The 19,999-nt window shown below is 41.0% G+C and carries 15 protein-coding genes and 1 tRNA gene; 12 read left to right on the plus strand and 4 right to left on the minus strand.

Annotated features, from left to right (window positions below; genetic code table 11):
- Positions 1-37 precede the first annotated feature (37 nt).
- The 6 genes from HMPREF1505_RS11745 (at position 38) to HMPREF1505_RS11770 (ending at position 4,865) form a co-directional block, all read left to right on the plus strand.
- The gene (locus HMPREF1505_RS11745; protein ID WP_036925623.1) at positions 38-853 is read left to right on the plus strand and encodes a hypothetical protein; all 816 of its coding nucleotides are present in this window, start codon (positions 38-40) and stop codon (positions 851-853) included.
- A 740-nt stretch (positions 854-1,593) separates the two neighbouring features.
- Positions 1,594-2,427, plus strand: a complete 834-nt coding sequence (locus HMPREF1505_RS11750) for a MotA/TolQ/ExbB proton channel family protein (RefSeq protein WP_036925625.1) — start codon at positions 1,594-1,596, stop codon at positions 2,425-2,427.
- 302 nt (positions 2,428-2,729) lie between these two features.
- Positions 2,730-3,245, plus strand: coding sequence for a hypothetical protein (locus HMPREF1505_RS11755; RefSeq protein ID WP_036925696.1), 516 nt, complete (start codon positions 2,730-2,732; stop codon positions 3,243-3,245).
- Entirely contained in the window at positions 3,242-3,787 is a 546-nt protein-coding gene (locus HMPREF1505_RS11760) for a biopolymer transporter ExbD (protein WP_013265174.1), read from the plus strand. The genes HMPREF1505_RS11755 and HMPREF1505_RS11760 overlap by 4 nt, the downstream gene beginning before the upstream one ends.
- Positions 3,784-4,260: a biopolymer transporter ExbD gene (locus HMPREF1505_RS11765; protein WP_013265350.1), complete on the plus strand. Its 477-nt coding sequence runs from the start codon at positions 3,784-3,786 to the stop codon at positions 4,258-4,260. The genes HMPREF1505_RS11760 and HMPREF1505_RS11765 overlap by 4 nt, the downstream gene beginning before the upstream one ends.
- Positions 4,261-4,355: 95 nt before the next feature.
- Positions 4,356-4,865: an Lrp/AsnC family transcriptional regulator gene (locus HMPREF1505_RS11770; protein ID WP_036925627.1), complete on the plus strand. Its 510-nt coding sequence runs from the start codon at positions 4,356-4,358 to the stop codon at positions 4,863-4,865.
- A 641-nt stretch (positions 4,866-5,506) separates the two neighbouring features.
- Here the strand turns inward: HMPREF1505_RS11770 and HMPREF1505_RS11775 are convergent.
- From HMPREF1505_RS11775 to HMPREF1505_RS11790, 4 genes are all read right to left on the minus strand, one after another.
- Entirely contained in the window at positions 5,507-7,129 is a 1,623-nt protein-coding gene (locus HMPREF1505_RS11775) for a nitrate/nitrite transporter (protein ID WP_036925630.1), read from the minus strand.
- A gap of 186 nt (positions 7,130-7,315) precedes the next feature.
- The gene (locus HMPREF1505_RS11780) at positions 7,316-9,475 is read right to left on the minus strand and encodes a S9 family peptidase (protein ID WP_036925633.1); all 2,160 of its coding nucleotides are present in this window, start codon (positions 9,473-9,475) and stop codon (positions 7,316-7,318) included.
- 2 nt (positions 9,476-9,477) lie between these two features.
- Positions 9,478-11,409: a membrane protein insertase YidC gene (gene yidC / locus HMPREF1505_RS11785; protein WP_036925636.1), complete on the minus strand. Its 1,932-nt coding sequence runs from the start codon at positions 11,407-11,409 to the stop codon at positions 9,478-9,480.
- On the minus strand, positions 11,410-13,020 hold the full coding sequence (locus HMPREF1505_RS11790) for a CTP synthase (RefSeq protein ID WP_036925638.1): 1,611 nt from the start codon (positions 13,018-13,020) through the stop codon (positions 11,410-11,412). It lies immediately after the preceding gene.
- Positions 13,021-13,497: 477 nt separating this feature from the next.
- Between HMPREF1505_RS11790 and HMPREF1505_RS11795 the strand changes: the two genes are divergently transcribed.
- The 6 genes from HMPREF1505_RS11795 (at position 13,498) to HMPREF1505_RS11820 (ending at position 19,995) form a co-directional block, all read left to right on the plus strand.
- Positions 13,498-13,585, plus strand: a tRNA-Ser gene (locus tag HMPREF1505_RS11795).
- Positions 13,586-13,812: 227 nt separating this feature from the next.
- Positions 13,813-14,061, plus strand: a complete 249-nt coding sequence (locus HMPREF1505_RS11800) for a hypothetical protein (protein ID WP_197017526.1) — start codon at positions 13,813-13,815, stop codon at positions 14,059-14,061.
- Positions 14,058-14,783 carry an SDR family oxidoreductase gene (locus HMPREF1505_RS11805; protein ID WP_036925641.1) on the plus strand — a complete coding sequence of 242 codons (726 nt, stop codon included), beginning with the start codon at positions 14,058-14,060 and terminating at the stop codon, positions 14,781-14,783. Before HMPREF1505_RS11800 ends, HMPREF1505_RS11805 begins: the two co-directional genes overlap by 4 nt.
- A gap of 207 nt (positions 14,784-14,990) precedes the next feature.
- Complete coding sequence (locus HMPREF1505_RS11810) at positions 14,991-15,803, plus strand: PepSY domain-containing protein (RefSeq protein WP_036925644.1); 813 nt, start codon at positions 14,991-14,993, stop codon at positions 15,801-15,803.
- 934 nt (positions 15,804-16,737) lie between these two features.
- Positions 16,738-18,357 carry a BACON domain-containing protein gene (locus tag HMPREF1505_RS11815; protein WP_036925647.1) on the plus strand — a complete coding sequence of 540 codons (1,620 nt, stop codon included), beginning with the start codon at positions 16,738-16,740 and terminating at the stop codon, positions 18,355-18,357.
- A gap of 36 nt (positions 18,358-18,393) precedes the next feature.
- Positions 18,394-19,995 carry a BACON domain-containing protein gene (locus HMPREF1505_RS11820; protein WP_036925650.1) on the plus strand — a complete coding sequence of 534 codons (1,602 nt, stop codon included), beginning with the start codon at positions 18,394-18,396 and terminating at the stop codon, positions 19,993-19,995.
- The last annotated feature ends 4 nt before the right edge of the window (positions 19,996-19,999 follow it).

Consider the following 19,999-nt stretch of genomic DNA (forward strand, 5'->3'; position numbering starts at 1 on the left):
CAATAATTGACTATCTTTGCAGTCTAAAAGTTAGTACATGAAGAAAATGTTTTTCCCTCTCTTCGGCTTTGCACTGCTTTTCCTTACAGCTTGTTACAACCAAGTATCGACTGGAGATCACAGTGCTATCGATGTTGAGGTTCAAATGAAAGGTGATAGTACACGCTACGGATTGGCGTGCGATGGTTGCTCTGATTCTATAATTGTTCTCCTACCAAATGAGGGAGGTGACCCTGTAAAGTTTGACATTGTAACAGCAAAACGCAATGGCATGGTTTATGGTACACCCGAGATAGGCGACGAATTAGCAATCGTTCCTAATCCTATTGACCCCTTTGAGGCAGAAATGGTTATTAATCTTGAACAAATGAAGGGTACATGGACTTTCCAAGTATTGCCAAAGTTGAAGCCTAACCCTACGAAGACAGAGGAGGAAATATTAGCTGGCATGAGCGATTCTATGAAGGCTGCCTTGTTTACACCACGTGAATATGGCTTTACACTGAAGAGTTATAACCAAGCTTCGCCAGTGGGTTATGTCATGAAAGCTAACTCTTTGGAAGATGAAAGTCCTGTGGAATATCCTAAGGTGACTGTTTATACGAGCTGGCACATCTTCAATGGTAGACTTTATATCTATAAAGACACACTTGACGAACAGGGACACCGCATCCCACAAGACTCTGTCGGCTTTGACTCTGGTTCTATGCGCTACCTCTCTGAAGACTCTATGGCTGCTCTTTTTGGTAAGAAAGTGATGCAGTATCACCGCAAGAAGAATGCTTTGGAAGCAAACAAAGAAGCTCAAAAAGCAGAAGAGAAGAACGCTATTATACAGAGTTTTAAGAAATAAATATGTTTCTTCCGTTAAATCTATAGATGATTCTTACATAGTTTTAACGGAAGGACTGAAGTAGCTTATTAAACAAAATGATAGGATAAAAACTATCAAACTACATATTTTATTATAATCTTCCAGCACAGCATACCTTTTCTTTTTAATACCTCAAAGATACGGATAGAGATTCGAAAAATCATTACATACTTTCAAATAAAAAATCTATAAATAAGGACAAAAACACATATAAAAGGAAGACTTGTAACCAAAAGGAAATCAATTAGTTAGAAAGTAGCATATCAAAAGATGCTTAATTGGACTTCAAAAGGGCGTTAGTAAGGGGCTTAAAGGGCACCTTTTGCAAGCCAAAAGGGCGTCTTTAAGAAGCCTAAAGGGCATGTATTGGACTCAAGTCGTCTGAAAATAGTTTACATATATTGCATAATCAAGGAATAAGTTGTTTGTAGAAAACGATTAAACACTAAATCTATTCACATTTTACCTTGTATTTATTCCCCTTTGTGAGAGCATCTAATTGGGGATAGTTATCGTAAAAATATGAGCGTTGTAATCTAATAAACCGATTTAGGTTTAATCTTTTCAAGCACAAGATTTGGCTGTTATTACAATTTTATATACCTTTGCGCAGATAATTATAGAGGTAATTCAGCCGTCATATACATAGGCTAAAAAGCCTTTCACAACCAAGGCAGCAATGCCGTTATAAAAAGGAGACCACTACAGGTTTTAAGAATATGAAGAAATTAATAGCGTTGTTTTCAATCATAACAATACTCTCCTTCTCTTGCTCAACCATCGTTTCAGCACAGGCACCAGCCAAAGCAGCGACCGCAGCTACTGCTGACACACTTTCAGATGATGCACTGAACGAGACAGGTGTAGCCGATACAGCAACCGTTAAAACAGCAACCGCACAAGATACGGGCATCCACCAATCCTTAAAGCGTAAGTTCATCGAGGGTAATGCCGGCTTCATGTCGTTGGTAGCATTAGCTTTGGTGTTAGGTTTAGCATTCTGTATTGAACGCATTATCTATTTAAGTCTTTCAGAAATAGACGCCAAACGATTTGTTGGTAAGTTGGAAGATATGATTGTTGCAGGCGAGATTGAACAGGCAAAAGCACTGAGCCGCGACACACGTGGACCAGTAGCTTCCATCTGTTATCAAGGTCTGTTGCGTATAGACGATTCTATAGAAAATATCGAACGTAGCGTTACCTCATACGGTAGTGTTCAGAGTGCTAACCTTGAGAAGGGCTGTTCATGGATTACACTCTTCATTGCAATGGCTCCATCACTCGGTTTCCTTGGAACCGTTATCGGTATGGTTATGGCATTCGACCAGATTCAAGAGGCTGGCGATATTAGTCCAACGATTGTGGCATCAGGTATGAAGGTGGCTTTGATTACAACCATCTTCGGTATCATCGTAGCCCTCGTACTGCAGATATTCTACAACTATATCCTCTCAAAGATTGACCATATCACAGCACAGATGGAAGAATCAGCCATCTCATTGTTGGATGCAATCATGAAGTATAAACTTAAATCAATTCATAATTCATAATTGAGAAATTCAAAATTCATAATTCAAAATTCATAATTATGATTACTTATGAGTCACAATACATTAACAAATACTCGAATGGGAGCTTATTAGTAAGCAAGAATTATGATATTCATATTCAACTATTCTTACCAAGTTTCTTTCTATAACAAACATAGAAGACATCGGTAATCATAATTATGAATTATGAATTTTGAATTCTGAATTAAAGAAGTAATCATAATTATGAATTATGAATTATGAATTAAAGAAGTAATCATAATTATGAATTCTGAATTATGAATTCTGAATTAAAAAGTGGTATGATGAAAATAAAAGGTATAGCAAAGATGGACGAGGAACGCATATCACAGCGTGTCCTCTACGTGATAGTAGCATTATCAGCTATTGTCTTTTTGGCATTCTATCTCATTGGCTATGACACCCCTTTTACAGGCAACACAGCATTCAATGCACCTATGCTTACCGACGTTTTGCTTGGGTTTATGTGGGGATTGCTTGCTATCACAACTATAACCTCTATCGTTGCCGTAGTTCGTGGCATACGAAGAGCCAACCGAAGTGAAGGAATGACGAATGGTATTCCTGCAAGAAGGATTACCTATACTACATATGGAATAACAGCACTCATCTTACTCTTGACCTTTGTTTTCGGTTCTACGCAGACAATGATGGTCAATGGAGAGAACTTCACAGATAGCTTCTGGCTTCGAATGACAGATATGTTTGTGAACAGTTCACTACTTTTACTTATTCTTGCAGCAGGAGTAGTAGCCTTTGGAGCGACTCGTTATTACAGAAAGGGACGCGGAAAATGATGTTTCGTAAGAGAGAACGAAGGAAAGTTCCTATACTAAATACGACGTCAACGGCAGATATTTCGTTCATGCTGTTGATATTCTTCCTTGTTGCCTCTTCTATGGACCTCGACAAAGGACTGTCACGTCAGTTGCCTGCTATCGACAAAACAAAGACACCACCTGCTGCCGTTGATAGCAGAAAAGTAATGCGTATTGTTATCGATGCGAAGAATCAAGTGACACTTGATGGAAAGGCTGTGACGATGAAGGAGCTCTTACAGCGCGCAACACAGCTTATTCAAACTAACGGAAAGGGGCATCTTATCCAGTTGCAGAGCAGCCGTAACGCTTCATACGATACTTATATCCACGTGCAAAACCAATTAGTTGCAGCGTATAACACCCTTCGCAACCAACGCGCACTCAATCTTTTTGGAAAAGAGTTTGAGCTATGTAGCAACGAACAGCAGAAGCAAATAGCCGACGAATTACCTATGCGAATATCAGAGGTGTATACTGTTAGCAAGGCAGACAACACAGAGAAAGGGGGTACAGAATGAAACTCTATCGTGGAAGAAATCATGAAATTCCTGCATTGAACACAGCTTCTATGCCCGATCTTATCTTCTCTATTCTCTTCTTCTTCATGTTAGTTGTACACATGAGGAAAGCAAATGTACACGTAAAGTACCAAGTGCCAATGGCAACAGAGCTTTCACGCATGTATAATAATTCAACTATACAGCACATCTATATTGGTCGTCCCATCAATAGCCTTGGACAAGTAGAAGGAGAGAAGATGGTTGTACAATTAAATGACCATATTACAACGATTCCTGAAATAAGGAAATATCTGATTCAACTCTCTGCCGCTTTACCGCCAGAACAGCGCAAGGAGCTAAGTGTAAGCATCAAGGCAGACCGCCATGCAGATATGGGTACGATTATGGATCTCAAACAAGTGCTGAGAGAGGCTAACGTGTTGAATGTCAACTTTACAGCCACAATGAGTAGGAATAACAAACTGAAGTAGGTTATAAAGTTGTAATTTGTTGTAAAAAACGACTTTTTAACTTGCTTATTAAGAGTTTTTTTAATACCTTTGTACACAAAATCAAATTGTAAATAATGGCACATAGAAGTTTAGATCGTCTTGATAAGAAGATTCTGCACCTCATCTCTGAGGATGCAAGAATTCCATTCCTTGAGGTTGCACGTGCATGTAACGTCAGCGGTGCAGCCATTCATCAACGTATTCAGAAGTTAACAAATCTTGGAGTAATTAAGGGTTCACAGTTTATTATAGACCCAGAACGTATTGGTTATGAGACCTGTGCATTCATTGGTTTGAACCTTAAGAATCCTGAGAAATTTGATGATGTTGTTGAAGCTCTGCGTCAGATTCCAGAGATTGTAGAGTGTCACTACACCACAGGTGAGTATGACCTCTTCTTGAAGATTTACGCATACAACAACCATCACCTTATGTCTGTCATTCACGACAAGCTGATGCCACTTGGTCTATCACGCAGCGAGAGTTCAATCTCTTACAATGCTGTTATCGATCGCACCTTACCTATCGAGGGTATGAAGGTTGCTGACGTTGTTTTAGATGATGATGAAGAGGACGAGGAGTAAAAACATTTCTACCTATAATTAATAGCGTAGAATAAACCAATATCCTTTTATAAAGGATGACTAATACAAAGAAACCCGTACAACAATTGTGCGGGTTTCTTCATTTTCATGCTTTTTTCCCCTATTCAACCAATAGATTTCTCGATTATATCAGCTCTTATCATACCACTTTTCATACATCATCAGCAGCGAAAAGTATTGACATAAGACTCAACAACAAGCCTCTTTTTAATGCTCAAAACCACCAAAAGCCACACACGCATAACTCCTTATTAACTAAACTTTTACAAAGTAGCATTTCTACAGGTGCTTAATAAGGGTTCAAAAGGGCGTTAGTTAGACCTCAAAAGGGCATCTTTAAAAAGCCAATTGAGCGTTAATTCAAACACTGTTAAGCATCAATTAAAATTGGTTATGTGATTTTTCTTTACAAAATCAACAAATATAAAGACTTTAAGAAGAACTTAATAAGGAGGTACCGAACTCACAGAAACTTTATCATTTTATAAATAAAAAGTCCTCACAAGCAAAAATGTGCTTGCGAGGACTTTCCAATATAATTTATTTTAAGCTGTACAACAACTTACAGGTGACTCATTACTACTTGAGTACATAGGCTTTCACCCGTTGTCATACAACTATTATTCCTTGATATTTGGCTCTTCCAAACCGAGGTTGCGCTTCTTATCTACTACCTTCAAAGTAAGACCAATGATAAGAGCTATCACACCCAAACCAGCAAGCATAACCAACGGAGCTGTGTAGTTGAGTTGTGTTGGATCAGTAACACCTACGTTTGTCTTATCAAGTACCTTACCAATAAGAAGTGGGAACAACCACAGACCGATATTCTGAATCCAGAAGATGAGGGCGTAAGCAGAACCGATAATCTTTGCATCTACAAGCTTTGGAACACTTGGCCACAATGAAGCTGGTACGAGTGAGAAAGAAGCACCGAGAACAAGGATGGTTACATAAGCAACGATAACGCCACCTACCTGACTTGACTTGAACTGTGGGAGAACAAAGGCAAAAGTGAGGTGACAAACAATCAGAAGTAATGAACCCAAAACGAGCATAGAAGCAGCCTTACCCTTATGGTCAACATAGCTACCAAGGATTGGTGTAATACCTACTGCGAGCAGTGGGAATACAGCAAAGATAGACTCTGCAGACTGACGCATATAACCCATGTAGCAGTAAGCAACAAGGAAGAATATAGAAAAGAAGAGCATAAGATTCTTCAAAGCCTTATTCTTCATGAAGTTGAACATGAATGCAGTAGCAGCAACAACGAGCATGATAACGTACTGTATGATAGTCACACTTGATGAAGCCCAGTATGAATCTGCTGGAAGCTCATGGAAAGTGAGGTTACACTGGAGCATATTTACAGCATACTTCTGGAATGGGAAGATAGCTGAGTAATAAAGTACACAGAGCAATGCAACAAGCCAGAAGCCCATACTTGAAAGAATCTTACCAAGGTCGCTAATCTTGAATGGGTCTTCCTTCTCTTCTGCTTCACCTGTCTGTGAATCAAGCTTCTTATCCATGAAGAAGTAAACGATGAACATCATCAATGCAATACAGATAAGTACTACACCAAAGGCAACAGAACGAGAAACATTAATATCGCCACCGAGTTTTGCAAAGAATGGCGAGAAAATCATACAGGTAGCAACGCCAAGACGAGCTAAAGCCATCTCTGAACCCATTGCCAATGCCATCTCACGACCCTTGAACCACTTTACAATACCACGAGAAACAGTGATACCTGCCATCTCAACGCCACAACCAAATATCATGAAACCACAAGCTGCAACCTTTGCAGAGGCTGGCATACCCTGATAGAAAGGAGATACACCCAACTGCTCGAAGACAGGAATGTGGTTGAGGTTATTGGTAAACCATACGTCAAGTGCACTACCAGCAAAGCTGTCGCTGATGGCATAGTACTTGATTAAAGCACCAGCTAACATCACTGCACCAGACAAGATAGCAGTGAAACGAACGCCCATCTTATCGAGGATGATACCTGCGAAGATGAGGAAGAACACGAAGACATTAAGGAATGTCTCTGAACCCTGCATAGTACCGAATGCGGTTGAGTCCCAACCTCTCTGCTCCTGCATCAACTCCTTGATTGGAGAAAGGATATCAACAAAGATGTAGGCACAGAACATTGCCAGGGATAAAAGGAGGAGAGCCGTCCAGCGCATCGCTGCTGAATCTCTCAATGATGTTTGAATTTTATCAGTCATGATGATTTTTTTAGTTAACAAGTTTACGAGAGGACAAGTTGACAAGTTTGACAAGTTGACAAGTAAACAAGTTGTTTGTTAGATTATAAGTTGAAAGTGAACGAGTGAACATGTTGACGAGTGAACGAGTGGATACTATCAAGCAACTTGTCTACTTGTTAACTCGTTCACTTGTCTACTAATCACCTACTTCTTCAGCCAGCGGTCGAGCCAATTAAAGAATGTACGCTGCCAGAGAACACTGTTTTGTGGTTTCAATACCCAGTGGTTCTCATCAGGATAGAGAAGTAACTCAGCAGGGATACCACGCAGACGAGCTGCATTGAAAGCACCCATTCCTTGATTAGCATTAATACGATAGTCTTTCTCGCCGTGGATACAAAGGATTGGAGTATCCCACTTATCAACATTCAAATGAGGACTGTTTGCGTAAGTACGCTTTGCAGCTTCGCTCTTGTCCTTATTCCAATATGCATCGTCATACTCCCAGTTGCTGAACCAAGCCTCCTCTGTATCTGTGTACATACTCTCAAGATTGAAAGCACCATCATGAGAGATGAAACACTTGAAGCGCTTGTTGTGAATACCAGCAAGATAATAAACAGAGAAGCCACCAAATGAAGCACCAACAGCACCTAAGCGGTCTTTGTCTACAAATGGGAGATTGTTAGCTGCATCGTCAATTGCTGAGAGGTAGTCGTTCATACACTGACCAGTCCAATCGGTACTAACTTCCTCGTTCCATGCACTACCAAAGCCTGGCAAGCCACGACGGTTTGGTGCAATGATGACATAGCCATTGGCTGCCATTATCTGGAAGTTCCAACGATAGCTCCAGAACTGAGAAACAGGACTTTGTGGTCCGCCTTCACAGAAGAGCAATGTAGGGTACTTCTTATTTGGATCGAAGTGTGGAGGAGTAATTACCCATTCCATCATTTCCTTACCATCAGTTGTCTTTACCCAACGAGACTTTACATCACCCAAAGCTAACTGGTCATAGATGTGCTTATTCTCAAAGCTGAGCTGTGTCTGAACGCTTGCTTTCTCCTTCTTAGCAGGAGTTATAGCAAAGATTTCATTAGCTTGAGAGATGCTCTGACGGATAGCAAGCAACTTCTTATCACCAAGGAGTGAGATGCTTACATAGTTATGATCGCCTTCTGTCAGCTGCTTCACCTCACCCTTAAGATTCGTCTGATAGACATTCACTGTAGCATGCCATACACCAATGAAATAAAGGTCCTTTGAATTAAGGCTCCATGTGTAGTCGTCTACATTTGAATCAAAGCTTTCAGCAACGTATGTCTTCTTGCCTGTTGCCAATTCATAGACACAGAGGCGGTTGCGGTCACTCTCATAACCATCGTTCTTCATACTTTGCCATGCAATGTACTTGCCGTCAGGTGAGAACTTAGGATTAACATCGTAACCTACATTCATATCGCCAGCCTGATGATTTACAGCCTGATTGCGCATACTCTTTGTAGCATCAATCTTTGGCTCAACATAGTCGGCTGGCTTGCAGAGATTCTTTGTTTGGCGAGTCTCCACATTATATATATATATGTCAGCATCGGTAGAGATAGCATACTGTGTACCTTCCTTCTTACGGCAGGTATAAGCAATGAACTTAGAATCCTTGCTCCAATCAATCTGCTCAATACCACCAAATGGAGCCAACGGACTCTCGTAAGGTTCGCCTTCGAGTACATCAATACCTGCTCCAACACCCTCAGCAGTAACATCTGCAACAAATGGATGTGCATTTGTTGTAACGTAATGGTCCCAGTGACGATAGTTCATATCGGTGATGACCATACCCGTAGCCTTTGGCAAGTCGCTTGGGTTCTGCTTGATAGTGCCATAGTAAGGGATACTCTTGATGAGAACAACACGCTTACGGTCTGGAGAGAATCGGAAACCTTCGATGTCGATATCCGAATGTGTCAACTGCTTACGGTTAGTACCATCTGCATTCATTGTCCACAGCTGTCCACCTGTAAGGAATGCCAAGGTATTATTGTCGAGCCATGCTGCATCGCCCTCACTCTTTGCAGAGGTAGTCAGCAGACGATCGTTCTTACCATCGGCATCCATCACGCGTAGTACCTGGTGTCCTTTGTTTTCTTTGACACTGTAATAACCCACCTGATAGACAATCTTCTTGCCATCAGGTGAGGCTTGTGCAGCACCGATACGTCCCATAGCCCAAAGTGTCTCAGGCGTCATGAGGTCACTTGTCAACGTAATGTTGTTACGTCCGATGTTCACATCCTGTGCTTGTGCAACGCTACCACTCATCATCAGAGCCGCAGTCATTGCCATGGTTAAGTTTTTGTTCATAGTTATAGACCTTTCTTTTTCTTATTTAGCTCATCTTGCTTGCGTCGAAGTTCTTCTTGCTGCTGCTTCTGTAACTCCTGTAAAGCCTGCATACGAGCGAAGAGTCCACTACCCATATTGTTCTTAGGGTTGTTCTTTCGCTCTTCACGACGTGCTTCAAGGATAGCCAGAAGTTTCTCCTCATTGGTTGTCTTGCGCAATGCCCACATGATAGCAGCTGAGAAGAAGAGAGATATAAAGTAATAGAAGTTCAGACCTGATGAATAGTCATTAAACATGAAGAAGAAGAACAATGGCATACCAAACATCATCCACTGCATCATCTTCATCTGATCAGCCTGCTGTCCAACCATCTGATCCTTCTGCTGCTGCATGGTAAACCATGTGTAAAGTAAGTTGGCACCACAGAAGAGAATACAAGTCAATGAGATATGATCACCAACGAGCCAAACGTCATGGCTCCATGAGAAGATTGGATCGAAAGTACTGAGGTCATGCATCCAAAGGAAGCTCTGACCACGAAGCTGAATAGCATTCGGTACGAAGTTGAACATCGCAATCCAGATAGGCATCTGTATTAACATAGGAAGACAGCCTGACAAAGGACTCACTCCATACTCTGAATACTTCTGCATCATAGCCTGTTGCTTCTGCATCTGGTCTTCTGGCTTATTGAATTGCTTCGTTGCTTCATCCAACTTTGGCTTCAACACACGCATCTTAGCAGAACTCATATAGCTCTTCTTCACCATTGGGAAGGTAATAAGCTTTAATAATAAGGTAATGAGAATCAATACAACTCCCATAGGGAACACCTTACTCAACCAATCGAATACATAAAGAGTAAACCAACGGTTGATAATGCGGAACAATGGCCAACCAAGATATACGAGGCGTTCCATATCAAGTTCCTTTGCAAACTTACTCTCTGTTTCAACAGACTGAAGCAGACGGAAGTCATTAGGACCAAAGTAGAATTCGAACTCTGAAGGGCGCTTACCTGCTGGATCAAAACCAGCCTTCATGTTAGCCTCATAGTGCTTGAGGTAATGAGAAGACTTCTCAAGTGGTGTACTCTTAAGCTTTGCACCTGTTGCAAAGTTATCCTTTGCAATCATCACAGCAGAGAAGAACTGGTTTTTGAAAGCTACCCAATCCATTGGGTCCTCTGTTGTCTCTTCCTTTTCAGAAGTCTCACTCAAGTAATCAGTACCCCCATCATGCTTCTTATAGGTAAGTGTTGCATAGCGGTTCTCAAATGTGAAACCACGTTCCTGCTGCTTACAACGCTCCTGCCAGTTAATATCTATCTGGTTATAATTTGGAGCAAAGAGTCCACCCATACCCTCTGCCTGCAAAGACATATTGAGCAAATAGTCCTTACCAAGTGTATAGTTCAAGGTAAGTGTCTTACCCTCTCCTGCCACAGCAGTAAGCGTAACAGTAGAATCTGTCACATTTGAAGGAGTGAAGATAAGGTCTTTTGTCTCAATATTACTATTCTTTGCAGCCAACATAAAGTTAAGGCTCTGGTCGTCACCACTAAACAAAGTAACATTCTTCTGGTCCTGTGAACCATCCTTAACAGCTATATTATGACCGATATAGTTTTTGATAACAGCCTTCTTCACAACACCACCCTTGGTACTCAAAGTCAGCTCAACCTTACTATTTTTCAATATAATATCCTGTGCCTTGCCATTCAAAGCAGCATAAAATAGAGCTGTTGTATCAGTAGCCTGCGCAGCCTTCAGCTGTGCCTGCTTCTCAGCAGTAAGTTTCGCAGTCTGTGCTTTCTTAGCAGAAGCGATAGAATCCTTTACAAATTCAGCTCTCTGCTGTGCTACCTGTTCAGCTGATGGCTGCTGCCACCAAGCAAAACCAAAGAGGATCAGGGCAATAAGTACAAACCCTGTGATTGTTCTTTTATCCATTTATTTGTTTTTCTGATTTTCAATTGAAGTCTTTACGAAGTCGAGGAAGAGCGGATGTGGACCGAGTACAGTTGACTGATACTCTGGGTGGAACTGTGTTCCAATATACCACTTCAAACCTGGTATCTCAACGATTTCAACCAAGTCGCTCTCTGGATTGCGACCAACACACATCATACCATGCTTCTCAAACTCCTTTTCATAGTCGTTATTGAACTCATAACGATGACGATGGCGCTCCTGTATATGCTCTTGCTTATAGATATTAAAGGTATGTGAACCCTGACGCAGTACGCACTCATAGGCTCCAAGGCGCATCGTACCACCCATATTGGTGATATTCTTCTGCTCCTCCATAATATCAATCACATTGTGTACAGTCTTCTCATCTATCTCTCGTGAGTTAGCATCCTTATACCCAAGGACATTACGAGCAAACTCAATCACCATCATCTGCATACCAAGACAGATACCGAAGGTTGGGATATCGTGTGTACGAGTATAGTGAGCAGCAACAATCTTACCTTCAATACCACGCTGACCAAAGCCCGGACAAATCACAATACCGTCTTGTCCCTTAAGTTTCTCAGCTACATTCTCCTCTGTCAGTTCCTCAGAATTGATAAAGGTAATAACTGTTTTACGGTCGTTATAGGTTCCAGCCTGCAACAATCCTTCACGAATACTCTTATAAGCATCCTGCAAGTCATATTTACCAACAAGTCCAATGTGTACTTCCTTAGTTGCTTTACGCTGACGATCAAGGAACTCCTTCCAAGGACCGAGCGCAGGTTTAGGACCAACTTCCTCACCGCACTTACGCAGAATAGCAGCATCCAAACCCTGCTCTAACATATTTACAGGAACATCATAGATACTTGGGAGGTCCTCACTCTGTACAACGCAGTCGAAATCAACATTACAGAAAGCAGCAACCTTCTTACGGATATCATCGTCAAGATGCTTTTCTGTACGCATCACGAGCACATCTGGCTGAATACCTACACTCTGCAATTCCTTTACGCTGTGCTGAGTTGGCTTTGTCTTCAATTCACCTGCAGCCTTAAGATAAGGAACATATGTCAAGTGAAGGTTGATGGCACGCTTACCCAATTCCCACTTCAACTGGCGAATAGCCTCAAGGAATGGAGCTGACTCAATGTCGCCAATAGTACCACCAATCTCAGTAATCACAAAGTCATAGTGATACTTCTGCCCCAAAAGCTTAATATTACGTTTGATTTCGTCCGTAATATGAGGAACAACCTGAATAGTCTTACCCAAGTAGTCGCCACGACGCTCCTTGTCAATAACGCTCTTATAGATACGTCCCGTTGTCATAGAGTTCGCCTTCGTAGTCTTAATACCAGTGAAGCGCTCATAGTGACCGAGGTCGAGGTCGGTCTCCATACCATCCTCTGTTACGTAGCACTCACCATGCTCGTAAGGGTTCAGCGTACCTGGGTCAATGTTGATGTACGGATCAAATTTCTGAATGGTAATGTTGTAACCTCTTGCTTGAAGAAGCTTACCGATTGATGACGAGATAATTCCTTTACCAAGTGAAGAAACTACGCCGCCCGTAACGAAAATGTACTTTGTTTCAGCCACGATGTATGTATGTTTAATTATTATCTTCTAAAACGAAAATCGTTGGTTCTAAACTAAAATGCAAAGATACTAATTTTCCATGAATTAGGCAGGATATAAAGATAAAAAAAACATAGTATATTTCATTTAATTGCCACAAGACCTATGAACAGTGCTATCATCTATGATTACAATGAGATTTTATCTACCTTATGGCAGATTTTATTATTACAAAACTAAGAGACATTTTAATAAAATATTTTGCAACAAAACACCCCTTTCACAAGACTAAATCTTATATTTCAAACAGTTACTATTACATAAGAAAACTACAATTTAGCAATAACGAACTAAGAAGAATATCACAAGAGAAGACTACTCTAAAACTTTAAAGAAACTTAAAATCCTCTTTACTGCCGCATTATTGTAAAACTAAAGTTCTATTTTTGCAAACCAATTTGAGGCTAACATATAGACGATATACGTTAGGATTCACAAGGAAAGATGCTCGAGTGGTTGAAGAGGCACGCCTGGAAAGCGTGTATACCCCTAAAGGGTATCGGGGGTTCGAATCCCCCTCTTTCCGCAAGAAAGGTGTAAGCCAATGGATTACGTGGCTTGCACCTTTTTCTTTTCTGACAACTTAATATAGAAAGGAAAACATTCTAATAACCACAACTACACATCCTTACACAAAACACGTATTTTCCAATTCATTGCTTGTTATACGGCTTTATTTTCCTAACTTTGCAGAAAGTAAGATTAGAAAACGATATTGTATCCACGTAATAACATCCAAATTTAACGAAAAAAATGATAGAACTCGATACTACCAATATGTGTTCACACCTGCAGAAGAAGCTCTTTAATGAGGAGGGTGTTTACTATCCTATATGGCAGGCGATGCAGAATGATGATGAGATAACAACTGTGATTCGTTCACGACAGTTGCATATCTACCGCAATGGTAAAAAAGTTTTAGTGCTTCCCGGCAAGGCTGCACCGAAGATTATTCGTGAAGATAGCCTCAACGAACTCTTACCTAAAGACTTACTGAAATGAAAAAGGCAATCGTCGTAGGCGCCAGCAGCGGTATCGGACATGAAGTAGCACGACTGTTCATCGCACAAGGATGGGCGGTTGGTGTGGCTGCTCGTCGTATAGACAAGTTGACAGACTTGCAAGCTATGGCACCAGAGCGGGTTTACACAACACAGATTGATGTAAATAACGAAGATGCAGAGACTTCCTTACTGCAACTTATAGAACGTATGAACGGCATCGACCTCTATTTTCATGCAGCAGGAATCGGTTGGCAAAACCCAAGTCTTAATGCTGACATAGAACTCAAAACAATGGAAACCAACGCTGTTGGATTCACACGAATGATTGGCTGTGCCTATCGCTATTTTGCCAATAAGGGAGGTGGACACATCGCTTGTATCAGCTCTATTGCTGGAACAAAAGGACTCGGACCGGCTCCTGCATACAGTGCAACAAAGGCAATGCAGAACACCTATCTACAAGCATTGGAACAACTCGCAGCTTGTAAACATCATAACATCCACTTCACCGATATTCGTCCCGGCTTTGTCGACACTCCCCTACTCGCTGGTACCTCTCACCTTCCGATGCTGATGACCACAGAAAAGGTGGCACGCAGTATTATAAAGGCTATTAACAGCCGACGACACATCTGCGTCATCGATAGCCGTTGGTGCGTACTCACCTACTTATGGAGACATATCCCTAACTGGATATGGAGGCGAATGAAGCTATGTTAACCTCTTTTTCATACAAAGAAAACAAACAAGATTTCCACAACAACATAAACAAACACTAATTTCTTTCCTCATAAAATAAACTTTCAGGGTTTTCAATCATCTAAGCATATAAGTCTTAAAAGCTATCCATAACGAAAGGGAAGGAAAAGGATAAGTAAAAGAGGAAACAACAGATAAACAAATAACAAAACAATAATTATTTAGGATATGAGAAAATTCTTTTTAAAGATTCACCGTTGGTTTGCTTTACCATTAGGCGTAGTCATGGCTATTTTGTGCTTCAGTGGTCTGGCAATACTGCTAATAAAAGACCTTGCACCACTCTTTGATATGAATGCAAAGGAGTTACCTATCTATACAACAATCGTACGACTGCACCGTTGGCTCTTTATGAAACCTGAGAATGCACATGAGGGTGGACAGTCACTTGGACGCATCCTTACAGCCGTGTCAGCAATCTGTATGTCAATCGTATTGTTATCGGGTGTTGTCATCTGGTGGCCAAAGACCAAGAAGGCGTTGAAAAGTCGTTTGACCGTCAGCACTAACAAGGGTTTCCGTCGCTTTGTTTACGACTCTCACGTGTCATTAGGTATCTATGTCTTTATCTTCCTTTTCCTCATGGCACTCACAGGTCCTGTCTTCTCTTTCGGCTGGTACAGAACGGGAATGTCTAAACTCTTCGGTCAGCCTATGCCACCAAAGGAAATGAAGATGCAACAGCCTAAAGATGGAATGAAGCAGGGCGGAACAAACGATAAAGCTTTTGCACCTACGGACGCAAGTCAGATGAAAGGACAACCACAAGCACACAAGGAGGGAGCAAAAGACATGAAAGGTGATCAGCATGGTAAGAAGCCAAAGGGCGGTATGCTCTTTAAGCAGTTACACACAGGAACATGGGGCGGATGGTTCTCACGCGTTCTCTATGCTATCGCAGCCTTTATCGGTGGCTTCCTCCCTATTAGTGGTTACTACCTGTGGTGGAAGAGAAGAAGTGCTAAGAAGAAAAAAGCATAAAACATAATCATCATATATCACAAGCCCATTGATTGTATTCGGTTGATTAACCAATAGAATACCATCAATGGGCTTTTACGTTTATCCTTCAACGAAGCACTTACCTAAATGTACAGACAAACTCCCAACTGCATTCATCCACTCACAGAGGATTAAACAACCAATATTATGTAAAGATTATTCAAACTACTAAAAAACAACTAATGCCCAATTAGACTCAAATTAAGCCTTAATTGGCTTTCAAAAGATGCCCTTTTGAGGTCTAACTAACGCCCTTTAAGAGTCTAAAAGATGCCCTTTTCAAATCGTATTTGTAAGACTCTGATAATCTGACCGTTACAAAACCCCATTTTTAGAGCGGTTTTCTATAAACAAAAGGCTTACAGAAAGCGTATTCTGTAATTATTTTTCACAGTCCACAAACCCAATAAACCATAACTAATAATCAAAATTATGTAATCTTTATTAGGGATAAGAAAACCTAATCACACAAAAAATCAACAATAAATTACTTATAAATGAGTATTGCCACCTTAACAAGAAGCCAGTACCTTTGCACTCGAAAAATTTTACAGACCATAATAACAATAATGATGTTATATAGAATATTAAATAAGGTGATAAGTCTGGTGGAAGACTTGACTTGCCGAAAAGTAAATCAGAAATACGTGTTAAAAGAACATATTTGTATTTATTTACATGCGTGTATAAGATGAGAAATAAATAACAAATGATTAGTTTATTTTAACCAAATCGACTTGCTTTTGTTCTTATCAAATAATATATTTGCGACAGATAATCTAATTTGGCGCGAATAAGATAAATACCATCATTTAAAGCTTTTACTCATTTTTAAATACCAGACAAAGAGATTTTTCTCTTTTAAAAAAGTCTAATCAATATTATATTTTATCTAATAAAACCCTTGAAGAGTATGGAATTAAAAAAGACACTCTACTCCCTAATGTTAGGTGGCATTCTTCTTTGCTTGTTCTCATGTGCAAAGGAAGACGAATTTGAAATGCCAACACTGGTGCTTTCTGAAAACAGTATTGCCTTTGATAAAGGCGTAAGTGAAAGAAACATTAGTGTAACAACAAATCAAAACAGCTGGATTGCATCGTCTCCACAGGAAGGCGACTGGCTCTCGTTGGTTCAGGACGGTAACGTACTGAAGGTGAAGGTAACTGAAAACAAGATTGGAACAGAGCGCACAAGCTATGTACTCGTTAACGCCAACGGCGCATCTGGTAAGATTGCTGTGACTCAGAGTGCAGCTGACGTAACGCTTGACGTGGTTCCAAATGCTATCTATCTGCCACAGACAGGTGGTGAGAAGACGATTGACATTACGACGAATTCGTCTGTCTATGACGTAACAACCAGCGAAGAAGTTAGCTGGTTGAAGATTGTCAAGTCGGAGGAAGAAATCAAACTGATAGCTGAGCGTAACGATACCTATCAGAAGCGTGAGGTGAAACTTTACGCCAAGAGCGGTAGTGTTATCCGCGAGATTGTTGTTTCTCAGTCGGGTATTCAACGCTACCTCCTCCCTATTCATCCAGGTGTACCACAGGACGAGCATAAGATTATGGACTTTGAGTTGGGTCGTGGTAGCTACTTGCGCGAGTATCAAGCAGCTATGCCAGCTTACGGCCTTGAGGAGACTTACACCTTTATCACTGCTTCGCCTATCTTTACTTTGATTCAGTATTGTAGCACTGATGGTATTAATCCGTCACAGATTATCATGATTGGCGATGGTAGAAAGGCTATTGATGCCGTGAAGGACAAGGCTTTCGATAAGTTCTTGACTGACAATGGCTATGTGCGCAGCAACTCTCAGTCTGACAGAGAATATACCAATGACAAGGATTTACTCTCTTTGAAGGTTTATATATCAGAAAAGGAGAATAACGAAGGAGTTAACCTCACTTTCACACCTATTATGAAACAGAATGGCGAATACAAGACTTTCAGCAAGTTACCATTCTATCCTCTTGAGCTTCTGCAGAAAGACAACGTGAAGTTGGCACAGATTGAACAATACGAGCAGAAGGCTGGTAGTACAGAAGAAGAGCGTAGCCTCAACGAACATAAGAATACTGAGGTTTCACAGATTCAATATAAACTGAAGGCAAGTACAGACCCTTCTGCAGCCTACGGACGTATTCACATCTTCTACACAACGGATAAGGATGGTGATGCACCAGACAATTTGGGTAGTGTTCAGATTGGTGCATTACTCTTCAAAGACACCAACCTCGGTGTATGGAAGTATGGTACTAAATGGGTTGCAACCAAAGAAATCAAGAAGGTATTGGGTGATGAGGGCTTCTCTTTCCTCCGCACATCAGGCAACAACCACTTCTTTGTACGTGAAAGCGACCACTTGGTTATTGATGTTACCTGCGTCATAGACAATGATACACCAGTACTCGCATTGCTTTACAGCTACGATCCATCCGTATCGGGTGCAAGTAGTAAAGCCGTAAAGGCACAGGCTAAGATGATTAGAAACTTCGCTGCTGCCAAGAAGGCTTTGAAGTTCTAAGCAAATTGTTATACCTTATTTAAATAATTACATGATATGCGTATAATCAATATACATAAGCTGCTTCAGTTCTCTCTGCTATGCCTATTATTGGGCATAGCGGTTGGATGTGCTGAGAATGACAGCTTTGACCAGCCCTATCTGAATGTTTCAGAGAAGGAGATTTCTTTCTCTAATCAGATTGGTGAGAAGACAATTACCGTAAACACGAACTGTAAGGAGTGGATGGCTACTACACCGAAGGCGTGGGTGCACCTTACACAAAGTGGGAACGAGATTGCTGTACACGTTGATCCTAATACAACGGGAATGGAGAGAAGTAGCTATATCCTTGTTGATGGTGGTTTAGCAGTACAGAAAATCATGGTAAGTCAGAGTGCTGCTGATATCACATTAAACTTAAACAATGGTGAGATAATTCTGCCACAAGCAGGTGGTACGACAACTGTCGACTTGAAGATGGATGCTACTTCCTATGACCTTACACAGAATGAGCAGCCAGAGTGGATGCAGGTTATCAAGAAAAAACATGGTTTGAAGTTTATTTCTAAGCCTAATTATAGCACTACGGAAAGAACCACAAAGCTGACAATTGCCGTTGCTGGGAAGAACCATGAGGTGGTTGTTAAGCAGCCGGGCGTTGCTACTTTTATCTTGGCTTGTAACCCAGGTAATCCTTATAGCTTGCATAAGATGATGGACTATGAGTATCGTCGTGGTAGTTTCTTGACGGAATATGGTGGCCCTGACGAGGTAAACGGCATCTTTGAAGAGAGTTACTTCTTCAAGACTCCATCGCCTTTGTTCAAGGATGTGGTCTATGTACACGATACAAAGTATTCTGTTCCAACGCGTATCTACACACGTTCACTGACAAGAGAGGGTGTTAACGCTGTGAAGTCGCAGGCTTTCCAAGAGTTTATGAGAGCCAATGGATACACAAGGGACGAGAAAGACACGAATCATTATGTCAATATAAAGGAAGCTTTCACGATGGATGTAGACATTAGAGAGGAGAACAACAGTGTTGTGTTATTCTTCTATCAGATGCACACACAAGACCGTAGCTACCCTACCTTTAGTAGTCTTGACCTTGGTCCTATAGACCTTTTGAACAAAACTGACAAGAAGATAAGTGATGTCGAAGCTTATGAGACAGGCAAGAACAGTGAGGAAATGAAGCGACAAATGTCTAAGAATAATGAGGTTGAGGCTCTTCTCTACAAGACAAATGACCCTACACTGATTGCTCGTACTTACTTCTTCTATCTTCATAGTGATGCGGCAGTGCCACAAGAGAAGGCTGGAAGCGTTGAGCAATACAGTTTATTCTTCAGTCAACCAAACTTAGGAATATGGCAGTATGGTAATGAATGGTTCGTAACCCATGAGTTCGACAAACTGCTTACTGCAAACAACTTTGAGTTCGTTGGCTACAATGGTAAGCATCATGTCTATGCGCGTCGTTCTGACTATCTGACCTTGGCAATCTCTGGTGGAGAATATGCTGACGTCAACAACGGTAAGGCAGTCATGCAAATTACTGTTCTATACAAGCCAACTGTCTTTGCCGGAAGTAAAGAACAGCGGTTAGCTAAGGTAGAACGTATGCTCAAACAATACAATCCAAAGAAATAAAATA

It is taken from the genome of Prevotella sp. ICM33, from assembly GCF_000517825.1.
Taxonomy (GTDB): Bacteria; Bacteroidota; Bacteroidia; order Bacteroidales; family Bacteroidaceae; genus Prevotella; species Prevotella melaninogenica.